The organism is Achromobacter pestifer, from assembly GCF_013267355.1.
GTDB lineage: Bacteria > Pseudomonadota > Gammaproteobacteria > Burkholderiales > Burkholderiaceae_B > Achromobacter > Achromobacter pestifer_A.
The window spans coordinates 3,843,123-3,860,158 of record NZ_CP053985.1 but is presented as its reverse complement, the minus strand read 5'-3'; the positions used below and the strand labels follow the sequence as shown (position 1 = coordinate 3,860,158).

Genomic DNA, 17,036 nt, shown 5'->3' with positions numbered 1-17,036 from the left:
GCTCCTTACGCGGCCATTTGCAGGTATAGGGATTGGATTTCTTCGAGCGCAAGCACGCGCGGATTGATGGGCATGGACGCGCTCAGCATGGCCTGGCTGGCCAACTGCTGGGCGTCCTGCTCCGACAGCGACAAGCCGGTAAAGCGCAGAGGGATGCCCGCCAGCCGCGCCAGCGACTCGACCGCCTCGATCAGGGCCAGGGCGTCCTGCTGTTCATCGCCCGTGGCGGCGATGCCCAGCGCGCGCGCGGCTTCGGCGTAGGGCGCGGCGGCGGTCTGCGCCGTATGGCGCGACACCACGCTGAAGATCGGGCCCAGCGCTTCCGCGTGCGCCATGTGGACGCGCGATTCCAGCGGCGTGCACATGGCATGCACGGCATCGACCTTGCTCATGCCGATCGCAAGCCCCGCCATATAGGCGCCCATCTGCATGTCGGCGCGCGCACGCAGGCTGTCCGGCGCGCGCAGCACGTCGGGCAGCGCCCGCATGCACAAGCGCAAGGCCTGCAAGGCCATCGCCTTGCCGACGGGGGAAGGATCGGTATTGATCCAGGCGCCCAGCGCATGCAGCACGGCGTCGAAACCGCCCTGCGCGGTGGGGCGCGGCGGCAGGCTAAGTGTGAATTCGGGCTGCAGCGCCACCAGGGACGGACGCGCGCGGAGAGAGCGGTACAGGCGCTTGCGCCCGTCATCGCCTTGAATCAGCGCGGCCGAGCTGCTTTCGCTGCCAGTGCCCGCAGTCGTGGGCACGGCGATGAAGAGCGGGTCGTCGGTCCCAGCAGCGGAATTCAGCCAGGCTTGCCCACGTGGCGCCTGCAATTCGTCGGCATCCAATCCGCTCGCCAGGCAGGCGTAGACCGCCTTGGCCACGTCGATGGCGCTGCCCCCGCCCACCGCCAGCACGCTGGCGCAGCCCTGCTCGCGCGCCACGCGCAGCGCGGCCCGCACCTGATCCATGGCGGGATTGGGCACCACGCCGTCAAATACATGCCATTGCAATCCCGGCACGGCGGCAAGCGCCTCCTCGACGGCGGAGCCCACCGCGCCCCAGGTGCCGGCGTCGGTCACCACCAATGGCAGGCGCAGGCGCCGGTCCGCGGCCGCCAAGGTTCTGGCCAGGGCATCCTCGCCCCAATGGCAAACGCCCGGCCAGGCCATCACGCCCTGGGCCCGTAGCGCACAATCCAGCTCACCGCTCACATCGTCCTCCTGATCTTGCATAATTTGCTATGCGAATTTATAATTCATTTAGTGAATTGATCATAAAAAAGGAGCTTGCCCATGTCAAGAGCCTCGACTCGCGCGTCCAAGAACGACGTGACTGAAGATTCCGCGGAACCCGACCGCCAATTCGTCACCGCGCTGGCCCGCGGGCTGGACATCCTGCGTTGCTTCAGCGCCGAACGGCGCATGCTGGGCACGACGGAGCTGGCCCATCTGACCGGCCTGGCCCAGCCCACGGTCTGGCGGCTGTGCCATACCTTGCAGAAGACCGGGTTCCTCACCGCGGTGCCGGGCAAGGACAAGCTGCAACTGGGCATCGCCGCCATCGCGCTGGGCGGCGCCGCGCTGGCTGGACAGGAAGCGCTGGACGTCATCCGGCCGCTGCTGCAGGCGCTGGCCGACCGCTACCAGGTGGCGGTGGCGCTGGGCCGGCGCGACGGCGACAGCATCGTCTACCTGCTTCGCTGCCAGGGAAATTCACCGCTGCTGATGAACCTGCGCGTGGGTTCGCGCATACCGCTGTTCCACAGCGCGATCGGCTGGGCCTACCTGGCCTGCTGCTCACCCGAGGAACGCGACGCCCTGCTGCAAGAGGCCCGCGCATCCGGCAAGGCTGGCGATGCCGCGGAACAGCAGGCCACCACCGACGCCATCGCCCAGTATCCCGAGCGCGGCTTCGTCTATCACGAGCGCCCCGCCTACCAGATCAACACGGTCGCCGCCGCCATCGAACTGCCTGCCGGCGAACGCTACGTGGTCAGTTGCGGCGGCCCGGCGGCGCTGCTGCCGCGTCGACTGATGCTGGACGAAGCCGGCCCCACGCTGCGGCAGCTGGCGCGCGAACTACAACCCATCCTGCTGATGGGGAGGCACGTGTGAGCCAGCCCCTTGCGCCGGCCATTCCAGAACGCTGGCCCACCCGCATCACCGAACTGATGGGCATACGCTGGCCGCTGCTGCTGGGCGGCATGATGTGGCTGTCCGATGCGCGGCTGGTGGCGGCCATGGTGCGCGCCGGCGGCATGGGTTTCATCACCGCGCGCAGCTCGCGCACGGACCAGGACTTCCGGCAGGCGCTGCGCGACTGCGCCGTGCTGACGGACGGCCTGCCGTTCGGTGTCAACCTCACGCTGTCGCGCCGCGCGGCCAGCAACGAGGCCATGCTGACGCGGCTGCGCATCGCGCTCGACGAAGGCGTGCGCCTCTTCGAAACGGCAGGCCTGCCGCCCACGCCGCTGCTGCCCGCCATCCGCGAGGCGGGCGCCATCCTCATCCACAAGTGCGCGCACGTACGCCATGCCGTCGCCGCCCAGAACATGGGCGTGGACGCGGTCACCCTGGTCGGCATGGAAGAAGGCGGCCACCCCGGCAGCAACCCGCTGCCCACTTTCCTCAATGGCGCCTATGCCCTGGAACAGCTGCGCATTCCGCTGGCGCTGGGCGGCGGCATCGGCCACGGCCGGCAGATCGCCGCGGCGCTGGCGCTGGGCGCCGACGCGGTGGTGATGGGCAGCGTCTTCACGCCGGCGCAGGAAACCCCGGCGCACGCGGCATACAAGCAGCGCGTGGTCGATACCAGCGAGCACGGCACTCGCGCCGTGCTCGGCAGCCTGGGCGACACCTGGCGCATTCTCGACAACGAAAATGCGCGCAAGGTTGCCGCCTTGGAACAAGCCGGCGCGAGCCGCTACTCGGACTTCGGCGAACTGATCAGCGGCGAGCGCACCCAGGCCCTGGCCTACCAGGCGGGCCAGCACGAAGAAGGCATGCTGTCCATGGGACCGGCGGTGGGCTTTGCCCGCGCTATCGAACCGGTCGAAAGCATCGTCCGGCGGCTGCAGCAGGAATGTGTGCAGGCCAGCGCGCGCTTCCTGCGCATGGTCGATTCCGCCTGAGTTCCGCCCCGCGCCAGCGGGATCTTGCAAGCCTCTCGCATCCCTGCCCCGCCCTGCGCGCGGCAGGGATTTTTCATGCGCCTGCGCGGACGGATCTGGCCATGGGCCGAAAGCCCGTTATTGCGGCGCCCCAAGGGCCGCAGTATCATCAATTCATTAAACGAATTAATAATTCGCAATGCGAATAATAAAGCGGATCACCCAAGAATCCGCCCGCGCAACGCAAGCGCGCTCAACCCAGAAAAACAGGAGACAGAAATGAAGTTCAGCAAGATGGTTGCGGCAGCCCTGCTGGCCGCCGGCTTCGCGGCGACGGCCTCGGCCGCGGACTGGCCGGACAAGCCGATACGGGCGGTGATCGGATTTGCGCCCGGGGGGCCTTCCGACATTGCGTTCAAGATGATGCAGGACGAGTTGAGCAAGAAGCTCGGCCAGCCCGTCATCCCGGAATACAAGCCGGGGGCCAACGGCAACCTCTCGCTGCTGGCCGCGGCCAGCGCCCCCGCCGACGGCTACACCATCCTCTGGACCAACGCGGCCACCATCGCCGTCAACCAGTACCTGTACAAGGACCTGAAGATCGACCCGGCCCAGGCTTTCGCGCCCGTCGCGCAACTGACCGATTCGCCGCTAGTGGTGGTGGTGCCCAAGGATTCGCCCTACCAGACCATGGCGGACCTGATCAAGGCGATCAAGGCGGACAAGCAGGCGACGATCACCTACGGATCGCCGGGCTACGGCAGTTCGGCTCACACCGCGGCTTCTTCGCTTGCGCTGGCCTTGGACACCAAGCTCACGCACGTGCCGTACAAGGGCAGCGCCCCCGCGCTGCAAGACCTGATCGCCGGACGGCTGACGTTCATGATCGACAGCCGCTCCAGTTCCCTGCCCTACATCAAGGACGGCATGCTGCGCCCCCTGGCGGTCAGCGGCGCCACCCGCGTCAAGGATCTGCCTGATCTGCCCACCATCGCCGAGTCCGGCGTCCCGGGCTTCAAGGTCACCACCTGGCAGGCCGTGGTCGTCCCCGCCGGCACGCCCAAACCCATCATCGACAAGCTGGCCCGGGCGTTGGAAGAAACCGCCGCCATGCCCATCGTGCAGGAACGCTTCGAACGCATCGCCACCCCGCTGGTCAGCAGTTCGCCCGAAGCGTTCGCCAAGTTCTGGGCGGAGCACCGCGAGGCCACCCGCGACCTCGTGGAACGCGCCAACCTGAAGCTGGAGTAAACGCATGAGCAACATCGACCTGACGCCCGAACAACAGGAACTGCAGCACAGCATCCGCCGCTTCATGCTGGCGGAAGTGGCGCCCATCGTCGCGCAGCACGAGAAGGCACGGACCTTTCCGTTCGAACTCATGCCCAAGCTGGCGGAGCTTGGCTACCTGGGCGGCAATCTGCCGGAGGACCAGGGCGGGCACGGCATCGACATGCCCACCTGGGCCATGATGATGGAAGAGCTGGGCTACCACTGGCTGTCGCTGCGCACCATCGTCAACATCACCAACGGCTCCATCAAGCGTCTGGCCGCCCACGGCTCGCCGGAGCAGAAAGAGAAGTACCTCAAGCCGCTGATGGCCGGCCGCCTCAAGGCCTGCACCGGCCTGACTGAACCGAACACCGGCTCCAACATCGCCGGCATCCAGACGCGGGCCGACCTGGTGGGCGACGAGTGGGTGCTGAACGGCCGCAAGCTGTGGATCACCAACGGCTGCGACGCGGACTTCGCCATGGTGGTCGCACGCACCTTCAGCCCCACCTGCGAAGGCAAGCTTTCGACCTTCATCGTCGAACGCGCGCTTGCCCACTATGACGTGCGCAAGCTCGACACCATGGTGCTGCGCTGCACCGGCACGGCCGAACTGGGCTTTGCCGACGTGCGCATCCCGAAGGAAAACCTGGTCGGCGTGGAAGGCGCGGCGCTCGCCGGCACGCTCAAGGGCCTGGACGCCGCTCGCCTGAACATCGCCATGGGCGCCGTCGGCGCCGCGCAGGCGGCCTTGGACATGTCCATCGACTATGCGAAGCAGCGCGAGCAGTTCGGCCGCCCCATCGGCAGCTTCCAGCTGGTGCAGAAGCACATCGTCGACATGACGGTCCGTGTCGAAGCGGCGCGCGCCCTGGGCATGCGCGCGGCTCACGCGCTGGAAGCGGGCAAGGACGTGCGCCAAGCCTGCTCCATCGCCAAGCTCTACGCCACCGAGGCCGCCCACGAAGTGGCCAACATGGCGCTGCAAGTGCATGGCGGGCTGGGCTACTCGGAGGAATATCCGATCGAACGCATCTTCCGGGATACGCGCGGCGGCATGATTCCCGAAGGCACGACGGAGATCCAGACGCTGATCGCGGGGCGGGAGATTCTAGGCATGAACGCGATTGCCTAGTCGGCGGGCGCGGCAGCGCTCCGGTTCCAGGACGCTGCCGCTCCACTCCTACCAGGCATAGCGCAGCGTTGCCAGCACCACCCGTCCCGGCCCATAGAAGCACAGATTGACGTTATTGCATGAGGCGACGTAACGCTTGTCGAAGAGGTTTGATGCGTTCAGGCTGAGGCTCGCTCCTTTCATCGCCGGACTGGCGCGGCCCAAGTCGTAGCGGATGGCGGCGTCCGCCAAGGTTGCGGCAGGCACCTTCACGGCATTGTCCAGGTCGCTGTACGTGGTACCGATATAGCGGGCGCCAGCGCCGAAGCCCAATCCCGCCAGCGGTCCCGCGTCTATCGTGTAATCCACCCACAACGACGCCATATGACGCGGCACCCCGGCGAAGGGCACCTTGCCCACCTGTTCGGGATAGTTGCTGGCGACCGTCTTGATGTCCGTGTAGGTATAGGCAGCAAGGATGTCCACATTGCGCGCCAACGAGGCCTTGCCTTGCAGTTCGAATCCTTCCGAACGCACAGCGCCCGTCTGCACCTGCGAGTTCGCATGATCGGGGTCGCGCGTCAGCACGTTACGCTGCTCGATCTGGAATACCGATGCCGTGATGAAGCTGTCGTAGCCCTTGGGCTGGAACTTCAGGCCGGCTTCGTACTGCTCGCCCTTGGTCGGCTTGAATGGCGTGCCGTCGTAGGTTGTGCCCGCCTGGGGCCTGAACGACGTGGCGTAACTGACGTACGGAGCCAGTCCGGTGTCCGAGAGGTACACCATGCCGATCCGGCCCGTGAACGCGTTATCGTTCTGCTGCGTGTTCTTCCCGGTGAGGTTGTTGCGGGTGCGGGCCTCGGACCAGTCCATGCGGCCGCCCGCCGTCACCACTACTTTATCCAGGATCTTCACCTGATCCTGCGCATACAGGCCGAGCTGACGCATGCGCTGGTAGGTGTCGTTATAGATGGGAGGCGCATCGATCTTGTAGCCATAGACCGGATCGAACGGATCGATCGGCGGCACGCCATCCATGCCGAAGCCCAGCTGGGTATCGAACGCGGACTGCTGATAGTCCAGGCCGACCAGCACCGTGTGCGCGAAAACGCCGGTACGGCCCTGGTACTGCAGCTGGGTGTCCAGGGCAAGCGTGCGCGCCTTCTCTTCGGAACTGAAGGCATAGCGCTGCAACGCATGGTAGTCGGGCGAACCATCCGGCAGCGTGCCCCAACCCAGCTCCGAAATTAGCGCGCGGTAGTGCGTGCGATTCTGGTTGTAGCGGGCGTTCTGGCGCACGGTCCAGCTGTCATTGAACTTGTGCTCGAACAGGTAGCCCACCATGGCCTGGTCCTTGTCGTAGCGGTCGAAATCCGGCTCGCCAGAGAAGAAACTGCGCGAAATCCGGCCATAGGGCGTCGGGCTGATGGTGCCCACCGAAGGCAGCCACTGATCCGTCGAGCCGGCGCGGATCTTCTGGAAATTGCTCAGGAACGTGAAATGTGTCGCCGCGCTGGGCTGCCAGGTGAAGGATGGCGCGATGAAGGCGCGCTTGTCGCGCACGAAGTCCACCTCGGTATCCGCATTGCGGCCCTGGCCGGTCAACCGGTACAGCCATTGCCGGTCTTCAGTTACCGGTCCGCTGAAATCGAAGCCCAGCTGGGCGCGCCCGGGATCGCCGGTGGTGAACTCCACCTCGTGCAAGGGAGTCTCGGTGGGGCGCTTGCTGACCTGGTTGACGATGCCGCCCGGCTGGTTCTGGCCATACAGCAGCGATGCCGGCCCGCGCAACACCTCGACGCGTTCCAGCGAGTACGGGTTGACGTCATACGAGCCGTAGTAGCGGGTGGCCAATGCCAGCCCGTCCAGATAGATGCCCTGGTTGGACGCCGCCACGCTGAATCCGCGCACGGAGATATTCTGGTGCCGCAGATCGTCCGCCGTCTCGGCCCGCACTCCCGCCTCGTAGCGCAGCGCCTGCTCTGTTTTCTGGATGGCTTGCCAGGTCATCTGATCGCGGGTCACGACCGAAATCGATTGCGGCGTTTCAATCAACGGCGTGTCCGTCTTGGTTGCAGTCAGGCTGTCGCGGGCCACGAAGCCGTCCACCGGCCCCCAGCCGCTGCTGGAGTAAGCGGCTCCCGCAACCTCGATCGGTGCCAAAGTCGAGACAGGCGCGCCGGCTGCCGGGCGCAGGAGGTAGCTGCCGTTGGCCAGACGCTGGGCAGCCAGCCCCGTGCCCGCCAGCAGGGCCGCCAACGCGTCGTCATTCCGGTAAGCGCCGTCGATGCCCGCGGACCGCTTGCCTTCGATATCGACGGCTGAGTACGAGAGCATCAGTCCCGACTCGCGGCCGAAACGCTGCAGGACGTCGGCCAATGGCCCGGCCGGAATACGGTATGAAGCGACGATGGCCTGCGCTTGCGCCACGCCAGGCGCCTGCAGCATGGCCATGCCGGCCCCGGACAGGCTCAGCGCCAGCGCCAGAGTGCGCAAGGCGGGAGGTTGGCCGCGACGGCGGGGAGAGGCGGAAAGGCTCATGGATTTTCTGTTCCGTAGGGATGGCGAAAGGACTTCAGGTCCTATGCCACGCGAGATCAAAAAACCCATCACCCAAAAAGCGAAATCTCCCGAAAAAGTTTCAGATGGCTTGTTCGCGCGGGGTCAATGTCACCCAATAGCGCGTCACCGACCCCAGCCGCACAGGCAAGGTCAGGGCCAGGGTTTCCAGCACCTTGCCGGTATCGTCCAGGGGATACACGCCAGATACCCGCAGATGCGCGATCCGCGGATCGCAACGGATGACGCCCCTGCGGTAGCGCGACAGCTCCGCCAGAAACATGTCCAGCCGCATGTCGTGCACCGCCAGCACGCCGTCGCTCCAACTCAGCGCGCTGTTCACGATGGGCTCGGGCGCCTCGACCAACATGGCCGTGAAAGCGGCCGCCTGCCCCGTCGCTAGCTCGCTCCAGGAACCCGGCGCGGCGGCAGGCGTCAACCGCAACGGGCCCGTCAGTGCATAAGCCAGGCTGCGGGCGGTTTCCAGGCGCACGGCCAGGCGCCCACCCAAGGTTTCGACCTCGCCATGCCGCGTCTGCACCACGAACGGCAAGGCAGCGGACACGCCCTCCTTGCGCACGGCATCCAGCAGCAATTCCCCGCGGGCCAGCCGGATCCGCCGCTGCTCGCCCATGACGATGTCGATCGCGCTATCGGTGTTCAGCAGCACCTGCGACCCGTCGGGCAGCGCCAGCCTGCGCTGCCGACCCACGCCGGTGCTGGCGTCGGCCAGTATCGGCTGCCAGGGTTCGGTCCGCATGGCCCAGTAGGCCGCGCCCGCCGTGGCAGCCAGCATGGTCGCGGATTTCAGGAAGCGGCGCCGGCCGCCGCCGGCGGGACGAGCCAACGAGGCACGGGCCAGGGGCGCGGACAGGCCGGAGACTTCACCCACGCACTGTTGCAGGTGGTCCCAGGCGCGCGCATGCTCGGGATCCCTCGCCAGCCAGGCGCTCCAGCGGCGCCGCGTCTCGGAACCGGCATCATCGGCATGCAAGCGCACGAACCACTCGGTGGCCTGCCGGGCGACCCGCTCGGCGATCGGCGCAGCGGGGGAAAAGCGCACAGGTTCCGCGACGCTCATCGGCACAGTCCTGGCGACCGGATCAAAAGAAGCACTGCTGCAAGGCCCGTGCGACGTAGCGCTGCACGGTGGGCAGGGATACCCGCAGCCGGGCCGCGATCTCCGACTGCTTCAGTCCGTCGATCTGGGCCATGTAGAACGCCTGGCAGACCGCGTCTGGCAGGCTGCTCATGCGTCTGTCTATCTCTATCAGCGTTTCCAGCACGATGGCGCGCGTCTCCGGCGAAGGCGCCTGCGCTTCGGGCAGAGCTGCCAGCGCACGCAAAAAGGCCTGTTCGACATCGCGGCGCCGATAGAAATTGGCCAGTATGCCGTGGGCGATGGTGCTGAGAAAGGCGCGCGGCTCGCGAATCTCCGGCCGGGTTTGCGTCAGCACCCGCAAGAACGTGTCATGCGCCAGGTCGGCGGCATCCGCTGGACTGCCCAGCCGCTTGCGCAGCCAGGCCAGCAGCCAGCCATGATGGCCGGAGTACAACGCCGCCATCGAATCCGCAGGATGAGGAGAAGGGGACTCGATCATGGAATTGGCGGCTCGCGGACAGATAGACGCAAATGAGAATAGATATTAATTTTAAACAAAGCCAGAATTTTCTGTATCCCCGCCTGATCGTGTCTCCATGCAACAACGCCACTCCATGCCGTCGGCAGGGAGTGGCGCAGGTCCGCGCCGTCAACCGACGGCGCGTGGTGATTCAGGGTCCGTCAGGCGCGCTCAGGCGCCCTGCTCATAATTGTTGATGAAGTCCGGCGGCAACGCCGGCCCCCACACGTACAGCGAATCCTCCGGCGGATAATTCCCCGATGGCCACCGCTGCCCTTCGGCGATGAAGTCGATGTCGTACGAGTACTCGGCGTAGCTGCCCCAGGGGTCGCGCACATAGCGGAAGTAGTTGGAGCCCAGCACATGGCGGCCCACGCCCCAACCATCCCCATACCCTGCCGCGCCCATCTGCTCCATGCCCAGCCCCACCGCGTCGATGGACGGCACGCACCAGCTGCTGTGATGCAGGCCCAGGCCATGGGACTTGGCGAGCGCGATCAGGTGGTGGTCGCTGCCATGCGGACTGTGGATGAAGGCGATGTTGTCGCCCGAGGTATCCGACACGCGCAGGCCGAGCGCGTCGACATAGAACCGGGTAGCGCGGACCACGTCGGCGCTGAACAGCAGGATGTGCGACAGGTACAGCGGCCGCACCTGCCGCACCTGGCTGCGCGCAGGCGCGCGGCCCTGGCCGCGGCTGGCCTGGGGCGCTTCCTGCGGCGCGGGGGCCGACGGCGACGACTTGGCGGCGATCCGCAGCTGCAGGGCCAGCCCGTCGGGCGCTTCGATCCAGAGCCCGTCGGGGTCGGCGCCCCGAGGCGCGTCGCGGCGGGCAATACGCAGGCGGTCCAGATGCGCGGCGAACCGCTCCATGTCGCCGGCGTGGATCCCCATGCTTACCCACAGCAGGCGCTTGCGCTCCCCCTGCAAGATGCGGGCCCAGCGATGCGGATGGCCTTCGGTGTATAGCGCCAGGCAGCCGCCTTCATCCCTCACATCCAGGCCGAAGCTCGAATAGAAGCGCCTGGCCTCTTCGAGATCGGGAACGCTGAACACGAACTCGTCCACCGAGTGCACGGCGAGCGGCGCTGTCTGCGCATTCGATTGCATGTCTGTCTCCAAGAATCTTGTTCTGGTTTCGGCAGGCTGCCCTGCCCTCACTGCTCGACGGCGACCTTCTGTGCCAGGCCCTGGTACAGCGCCGTCTCCGTCTCGTAGAAATCCCGCATGTCCGCCACCGTGTTCTGCGCCACCAGCTCCATGCCGGTGGCAACAACATACTCGCGAAACGCGGTGTCTTCCATGGCCTGGACGATCGCGCGGTTCAGGCTGGCGACGGTGGCGTCCGGCGTTTTGGCCGGCACCAGGAAGGCGATCCAGGTGCCGTACACGAAGTCCCGCAGCTTTTCGCTGGACGCGGACAGGGGCGGCACTTGCGGCAGCTTGGGACTGGGCGCGGCGCCGGTCGTGGCGTAGGCTCGTATGCGGCCTGACTCGATCAGGTCGAGCGTCGATCCGCCCAGCGGCAGGAAGCTCAGTTCTATCTGTCCGCCCATCAGGTCTTGCGTGACCGGCGGAACGCCCCGGTAGACGACATGGTTGAGCTTGAACTGGCTTTGCCGCGCCCATTGCTCGCCCAATAGATGGATCATCGAGCCCGGGCCGATATGGCCGAAGTTCAGCCCTTTTTCCCCCTGGGCCTGCGCCAGCTGGGTCAGTTCGCCCAGGTTTCTGGCCGCAAGCGCGTTGCCGCCCGTCAGGATGTAAGGCAGCCGCGCCACCACCGCCACCGCGCGCAGGTTCTCCGCCCGATACTTCACATGCTGCATCGTGGCCGGGGTCAGGATGGGTTCGGTCTGGGAGGCGATCAACAGCATGCGCCCGTCCGCCGGCGCGTTCAGCACCCGTTGTGTGCCGATGGAGCCGCCCGCCCCTGGTTGGTTCTCGACGATGATGGTCCTGCCCAGCGCGGCCTGCAGCAGCGGCTGCAGCTTGCGCGCGACGCCGTCCGTGGGATTGCCCACCGGCTGCGGAACCACGATGGAAACAGGCGGCGCGTCGCCCTGGGCGTGCGCGTTCGCGCATGCCAGAATGCCGATCAGGAACTGCAGACTCGCGGCAACGCCGCTACGCAGTGCTTTCATTGCTGGCCTTTCTGGTTGGACTCGTGGCAAAACCGGAGCCGCCGGGGATCATGCATCCCCGGCCCGGATTCATTCCAGCTGAAGGCGCGACACCATGGGGCCGAACTGCGCGAACTGCCCTTTCAGCAGAGCGCTCATCTGCTCGGGGCTGGAACCGCTGGCTTCGGCGCCCAGCTCGGCAAGGCGCTGGCGGATGGCAGGCTGCTGGACGGCCTTTGCCACCGCCGCGCCGATGCGCGCCACGACGGCGTCGGGCGTCTGCGCCGGCGCGAGCAAGCCGTTCCATCCCTCGGTATCGATGCCGGTGAAACCCAGTTCGCTGGCGGTGGGCGTGTCCGGCAGGGCCGGCGAACGTTGCGGCGACGTAACGGCCAGCGCGGTCAAGGAGCCGGCCCGGATGTCGCTCAACGACGAAGACAATTGGTCGCCGCCCATCTGGATGCGGCCCGCCAGCATTTCGCCCTTCAAGGGCGCCGCGCCCTTGAAGGGCACATGCGTCATGGACGCGCCCGTCTGTTCCTGGAACCACACGCCGAACACGTGGATGTACGAGCCGGGTCCCGTGGAGCCATAGGCGTAATGGGTGGAAGGATTCTTCTTGAGCAGTTCCGCGAATTCCTTCAGGTTGCGGGCCGGCACCGAGGGCGTGGACGTGATGACCAGCGGCACGTTGGCCACCACGCTCACGCTGCGCAGATCGGCCAGGGGATCGAAGTTGAGCCGCTTCGCGCCCTGCGCCACCAGCGCGGCCAGCGGATAGGAGATGTTGGCCATGAGCACCGTATAGCCGTCGGGCGCCGCCTTGGCGACGGCATCGGCGCCCAGCAGGCCTCCCACGCCCGGGCGGTTCTCGACCACCACCGGCTGCCCCAGCTCCTGCGACATGGGCGTCGCGATCAGCCGCGCGATGAGGTCGGTGGTTCCGCCTGCGGCGAACGGCACGACGATCTTCACGGGCCTCGCCGGCCAATCCGCGGCGCTGGCCACGCCCAGGCTGGACGCCAGGCCCGCGGCCAACAGCAGCCTGGCCCAACGGCGCCGGGCAGGATTGGCCACGGATGGCTGCACAAAAGAAGTTACGGTTCGCATGTCTGGAGTTCCAGGAAAGGATCGTGGCGGTGCGCCCCGACGCCATGGATGGCGCGGGGCCTCTGGATGCGTAGCGGAATACCTAGGCGGACTTCGCCTCGTCGCGGATGCGGTTGCGCAGCGTGCCGATGCGCTCGATGTCCACCTCGACCGTGTCGCCGTCCTTCATGTAGAGCTTGGGCGTGCGGCCGAAACCCACGCCCGCGGGCGTGCCGGAGAAAATGATGTCCCCTGCCTGCAAGGTGATGGCCTCGCTGACCGTCGAGATCACGGTGGCCACGTCGAACAGCATGTCGCGGGTATTGGACGACTGCATGGTCTCGCCATTGAGACGGGTCTCGATCCGCAGCCCGCTGCCGCCTGCCGGCAACTCGTCGGCCGTGACCACGTAGGGCCCCCAGGTGCCCGTGCCGTCGAAGTTCTTGCCCACTGTCCACTGCGGCGACTTGAACTGGTATTCACGCACCGAGATTTCATTGCCCACGGCGTAGCCGAATACGTGGTCCAGCGCCTGTTCCTTGGCGATCCTGCGCCCGCCCTTGCCCAGCACCACGACCATTTCACCCTCGTAGTCCAGCGTATCGCTGATGGCCGGACGCTCCACGATGGCCTCATGCGCGCCCAGGCTGGTCGACACCCGCAGGAACAGCGTCGGGTAATCGGGCTGGTCGTATGGGCTTTCCTTGGTGTGGTCGGCGTAGTTCAGGCCGACGCACAAGATCTTCGGAGGTTCGATCGACGGCGACAGAAAGGTCGCGGTAGCGGGATCGATGAACTGCGTGGCCGCGGCGGCCAGGCGTTCCAGGTCGGCCAGCGTCTTGCCCTGGCGCAGCAGCGTGCCCAGATCGACGCCGGGAGCGGACAGCAGCGCCAGGCGGCCTTGCACGAGGGCGGCGGCGCGAGGCGCGCCGTCGATTTGTAGGGTGGCCAGTTTCACGTGATCTCCTGATGGGTGAGGGTTGCATGCAGAATATGTAATTCATAAAAATATATATATTCTGGTTTTCCCTGGATAACTTGAGGTTCATAGATAAAAACCTTATCGTTTCGCATGACTTCCGTTTCCACCCCATTCCGGACCGCGGCATCGGCCCTGGCCAATGACATCCGCGCAGACATCATCACGGGCAGCCTGCCTCCCGGGGCGCGTCTGCGCATCAAGGATCTCTGCGAACGCTACGACAGCGGGGCCATCCCGCTGCGGGAGGCGCTTTCGCGCCTGGCCACCAGCGGATTCGTGGTCGCGGAAGACCAGCGCGGCTTCCGCGTGGCGGACGTGTCGGCGGAAGAACTGCTCGACATCACCGAAACCCGGATCCATATCGAATGCGAAGCGCTGCGCCGCGCCATTGCGCGCGGCAGCCTGGACTGGGAAGAGCGGCTGGCCGGCGCGCACTACCGCCTGAGCCGCCTGCCCCTGCATGCGGCGGACGGATCCGGGCTGTCGGCCGAGTGGGAACAAGCGCATTCCTCCTTCCATTCGGCGCTGATCAGCGGCAGCGATTCAAAGTCGCTCATCGCCATCGCCGAGTTGCTGCGCGACCAGACCGCGCGTTACCGCTACCTGTCGGTGCAGCTGAATGCCGGAACCAAAAGCGCCCCCGCCTCGAAAAAGGGCAAGGAACGCAACGTCGCCGACGAACACCGCAAGCTGCTGGAAGCCGCGCTTGCCCGCGACGCCGACACTGCCGCCGAACTGCTGGCCCAGCACCTGCGCCAGACCACCCAGCTCGTGCTGGCGCAGATTCCCAGCCACTAGGGCGCCCCGCATTCCACGGGACTGGCTGCCTCTCTGGGAACAGCCCCGCCTTTCACGTCAAAATCACAACCTACCAAAAGTAAGTTACTATCGGTAGGTTAATTATTTTGATGAAGTGGATACGCCATGCATGCGCTCATCGTTGTCGCACATCCCGATCCTGCCTCGTTGACCCATGCGGTCGCACGACAGATCGCGGACGGAATTTCCGCCGCCGATGCCCGGCACACTTTCGAAGTCGCCGACCTGGCCGCGGAAGATTTCGACCCGAGATTCACCCAGCCGGACACCGCGCTGGCCATGGGCAAGGGAGAGCCGCTCCCGGAAGTCGCCGCGGAACATGCGCGGCTCGAACGCGCGGATGCGCTGGTGCTGGTCTACCCCGTGTACTGGTGGTCTTTCCCGGGCTTGCTCAAGGGCTGGATCGACCGGGTGTTCACGCAAGGCTGGGCCTACGAAGACGCGGACGGCAAGCTGGTCAAGAAGCTGCAACACCTCGACGTGCATCTGGTCGCGCTGGGCGGGGCCAACCAACGCACTTATGCGCGGCACGGCTACTTCGGCGCCATGAAGACGCAGATCGACCACGGCATCTTCGGCTACTGCGGCGCCAACGTCGCCACCTCGGAATTGCTGCTGCCTTCGGACGCGGGCTTTCCCGCCGCGCATCTCGACGCCGCCCGAACCATAGGCCAGAAGATTTTCTCCTCGCGTGCTGTAATCCGCGAGGAGGAAGTCCAAGCATGACCACAAAACCGACTAGCACCGCCAAAGCCGTCCCGCAGCGCCGCCTGTCCCGCGACGAACGCCAGCGCCAGTTGCTGGACGTCGCCTGGAAGCTGATCAGCGGCGAAGGCACGGACGCGCTGACGCTGGGACGGCTGGCCGCGGAGGCCGGCATCACCAAACCCGTGGCCTACGACCACTTCGGCACGCGCAACGGACTGCTGGTGGCGCTGTACCAGGACTTCGACGTCCGCCAGACCGCGCTCATCGACGCCGCGATCGCCGCCAGCAAGCCGGTCCTGAAGGAAAAAGCCCGGGTCATCGCAGCGGGCTACATCGAATGCGTCATGACCCAGGGACGCGAGATTCCCGGCGTGCTGGCCGCGCTGGGCGGCTCGCCGGAACTGGCGGCGGTCAAGCATCAATACCAGTTGGCCTTCATCAAGAAATGTCAGGCCATACTTGCGCCTTACGCCGGACCCGCGGGCATTGCGCAGGCCGGCATGTGGGCGATGCTCGGCGCGGCCGACGGCCTGGCGCATGCGGCCGTGGCCCAGGACATCGGCATGGAACAGGCGCGCGACGAATTGATGCAGACCATCGTGGCGATGGTCAAGCGCAGCAAGTAATTCAGCGCAGCGGCATCGCCACCGGACGCAGTGGCGCCGCATCGCCGCCACGGATCTTCAGCGGCCCGCCGATGAAGGCGAACTCATAGACTTGGTCGCGCGACAGCTCGTCCAGCGCCGCCAGCTCGATGATGGGCACGCCCTTCTGCGCCAGCAGATAGGTGTGCAGCGGCACATAGTCGTCAGACACCTCGGACGGGAAGGTCTCGAAACTGAGGTTGTCCGCGCCCAGGATCATGGCGCCGCCCTCCTCGACCAGATAACGCGCCGCGTCCAGCCCCATGCCCGGCGGCTTGGCCATGTAGGCTGCCGGATCGTTGTACAGCTTCATGCGGCCGGTGCGGATCAGCACGATGTCGCCCTCGCGCAGTTCGGTCTTCTGGCGCGCCAGCGCGGCCTTCAGATCCTGCCGAGTAATGCGGTACTGGTCGGGCAGCATGTCCACGCCCTTGAGCGCGGCCACGTCGATCAAGACGCCGCGCGCCACCAGGGGCGGGAATTTCTCGATGCCCGTGCGTTTCCAGCCGCGGTCGCCCAGATGCTCGTCGGCACGGAAGCCGTTCCAGATCTTGCCGTGGATGCCGAAATGGTTGAGCGCATCGATGTGCGTGCCGGTGTGGCTGTACATCGAGAACGCCGTGCCGGTGTAGCTGCGCGTGGCGTTCATGTCCTTGCCCACGCCCATGGGGTCATCGACTTCGGTGCCGTGCGGCGTGTGCGTCATCCAGAATTGGTAGCGGGGATCGCCCGCGTCCTGCCAGCTGGGCATGCCCATGTAGTATTCCGTGGCCAGGTCATAGACCTTGCCGCCGGCCACGCGTGACATGACCGCGGCGCGCGATTCGGGCGTGATCAGGTTGAGGCGGCCGATCTCATCGTCGGGGCCCCAGGGGCTCACGCCCACCTCCTGTCCGGAGGCCGGCGCCCGGGCGGGCGCACCGTGCGCGAGCACATTGAGGCTGAGGGCGGCGCCCATTACCAGGCCAAGCAATTTGCGGGTGTAGCGGATAGTCATGATGCACCTT

Annotated in this window: 16 protein-coding genes; 7 read left to right on the top strand and 9 right to left on the bottom strand. The window is 66.3% G+C overall.

Annotation, left to right across the window (positions count from 1 at the left end):
* Positions 1 to 5: 5 nt before the first annotated feature.
* Positions 6 to 1,199: an iron-containing alcohol dehydrogenase family protein gene (locus tag FOC84_RS18470; protein WP_173145696.1), complete on the bottom strand. Its 1,194-nt coding sequence runs from the start codon at positions 1,197 to 1,199 to the stop codon at positions 6 to 8.
* A gap of 81 nt (positions 1,200 to 1,280) precedes the next feature.
* Here FOC84_RS18470 and FOC84_RS18465 point away from each other — a divergent pair, with 81 nt between their 5' ends.
* The 4 genes from FOC84_RS18465 to FOC84_RS18450 all read left to right on the top strand — a co-directional run bounded on the left by FOC84_RS18465 (position 1,281) and on the right by FOC84_RS18450 (position 5,504).
* Complete coding sequence (locus tag FOC84_RS18465; RefSeq protein WP_173145695.1) at positions 1,281 to 2,102, top strand: IclR family transcriptional regulator; 822 nt, start codon at positions 1,281 to 1,283, stop codon at positions 2,100 to 2,102.
* Complete coding sequence (locus tag FOC84_RS18460; RefSeq protein WP_173145694.1) at positions 2,099 to 3,118, top strand: NAD(P)H-dependent flavin oxidoreductase; 1,020 nt, start codon at positions 2,099 to 2,101, stop codon at positions 3,116 to 3,118. Before FOC84_RS18465 ends, FOC84_RS18460 begins: the two co-directional genes overlap by 4 nt.
* Before the next feature lie 258 nt (positions 3,119 to 3,376).
* Positions 3,377 to 4,348: a Bug family tripartite tricarboxylate transporter substrate binding protein gene (locus FOC84_RS18455; protein WP_173145693.1), complete on the top strand. Its 972-nt coding sequence runs from the start codon at positions 3,377 to 3,379 to the stop codon at positions 4,346 to 4,348.
* A 4-nt stretch (positions 4,349 to 4,352) separates the two neighbouring features.
* The gene (locus FOC84_RS18450) at positions 4,353 to 5,504 is read left to right on the top strand and encodes an acyl-CoA dehydrogenase family protein (RefSeq protein WP_173145692.1); all 1,152 of its coding nucleotides are present in this window, start codon (positions 4,353 to 4,355) and stop codon (positions 5,502 to 5,504) included.
* A gap of 48 nt (positions 5,505 to 5,552) precedes the next feature.
* Here the strand turns inward: FOC84_RS18450 and FOC84_RS18445 are convergent, their stop codons facing one another.
* From FOC84_RS18445 to FOC84_RS18415, 7 genes are all read right to left on the bottom strand, one after another.
* Positions 5,553 to 8,024 (bottom strand): TonB-dependent siderophore receptor, encoded by a 2,472-nt coding sequence (locus tag FOC84_RS18445; RefSeq protein ID WP_173145691.1) that lies wholly within the window; start codon positions 8,022 to 8,024, stop codon positions 5,553 to 5,555.
* Positions 8,025 to 8,124: 100 nt separating this feature from the next.
* A complete protein-coding gene (locus FOC84_RS18440; protein WP_173145690.1) occupies positions 8,125 to 9,123 on the bottom strand; it encodes a DUF4880 domain-containing protein in 999 nt (332 codons plus the stop codon).
* A gap of 22 nt (positions 9,124 to 9,145) precedes the next feature.
* The gene (locus FOC84_RS18435) at positions 9,146 to 9,643 is read right to left on the bottom strand and encodes a sigma-70 family RNA polymerase sigma factor (protein ID WP_173145689.1); all 498 of its coding nucleotides are present in this window, start codon (positions 9,641 to 9,643) and stop codon (positions 9,146 to 9,148) included.
* 192 nt (positions 9,644 to 9,835) lie between these two features.
* Positions 9,836 to 10,774: a VOC family protein gene (locus FOC84_RS18430; RefSeq protein ID WP_173145688.1), complete on the bottom strand. Its 939-nt coding sequence runs from the start codon at positions 10,772 to 10,774 to the stop codon at positions 9,836 to 9,838.
* A 47-nt stretch (positions 10,775 to 10,821) separates the two neighbouring features.
* Entirely contained in the window at positions 10,822 to 11,808 is a 987-nt protein-coding gene (locus FOC84_RS18425; protein WP_173145687.1) for a tripartite tricarboxylate transporter substrate binding protein, read from the bottom strand.
* 69 nt (positions 11,809 to 11,877) lie between these two features.
* Complete coding sequence (locus FOC84_RS18420; RefSeq protein WP_173145686.1) at positions 11,878 to 12,864, bottom strand: Bug family tripartite tricarboxylate transporter substrate binding protein; 987 nt, start codon at positions 12,862 to 12,864, stop codon at positions 11,878 to 11,880.
* A gap of 115 nt (positions 12,865 to 12,979) precedes the next feature.
* Positions 12,980 to 13,834, bottom strand: a complete 855-nt coding sequence (locus tag FOC84_RS18415; RefSeq protein ID WP_173145685.1) for a fumarylacetoacetate hydrolase family protein — start codon at positions 13,832 to 13,834, stop codon at positions 12,980 to 12,982.
* A gap of 114 nt (positions 13,835 to 13,948) precedes the next feature.
* Here FOC84_RS18415 and FOC84_RS18410 point away from each other — a divergent pair, with 114 nt between their 5' ends.
* The 3 genes from FOC84_RS18410 to FOC84_RS18400 all read left to right on the top strand — a co-directional run bounded on the left by FOC84_RS18410 (position 13,949) and on the right by FOC84_RS18400 (position 16,011).
* Positions 13,949 to 14,656, top strand: coding sequence for a GntR family transcriptional regulator (locus FOC84_RS18410; protein WP_173145684.1), 708 nt, complete (start codon positions 13,949 to 13,951; stop codon positions 14,654 to 14,656).
* 126 nt (positions 14,657 to 14,782) lie between these two features.
* Positions 14,783 to 15,403: an NAD(P)H-dependent oxidoreductase gene (locus FOC84_RS18405; protein WP_173145683.1), complete on the top strand. Its 621-nt coding sequence runs from the start codon at positions 14,783 to 14,785 to the stop codon at positions 15,401 to 15,403.
* Complete coding sequence (locus tag FOC84_RS18400) at positions 15,400 to 16,011, top strand: TetR/AcrR family transcriptional regulator (RefSeq protein ID WP_173145682.1); 612 nt, start codon at positions 15,400 to 15,402, stop codon at positions 16,009 to 16,011. The genes FOC84_RS18405 and FOC84_RS18400 overlap by 4 nt, the downstream gene beginning before the upstream one ends.
* A gap of 1 nt (position 16,012) precedes the next feature.
* Here the strand turns inward: FOC84_RS18400 and FOC84_RS18395 are convergent, their stop codons facing one another.
* Entirely contained in the window at positions 16,013 to 17,026 is a 1,014-nt protein-coding gene (locus FOC84_RS18395) for a cyclase family protein (RefSeq protein ID WP_173145681.1), read from the bottom strand.
* Positions 17,027 to 17,036 lie beyond the last annotated feature (10 nt).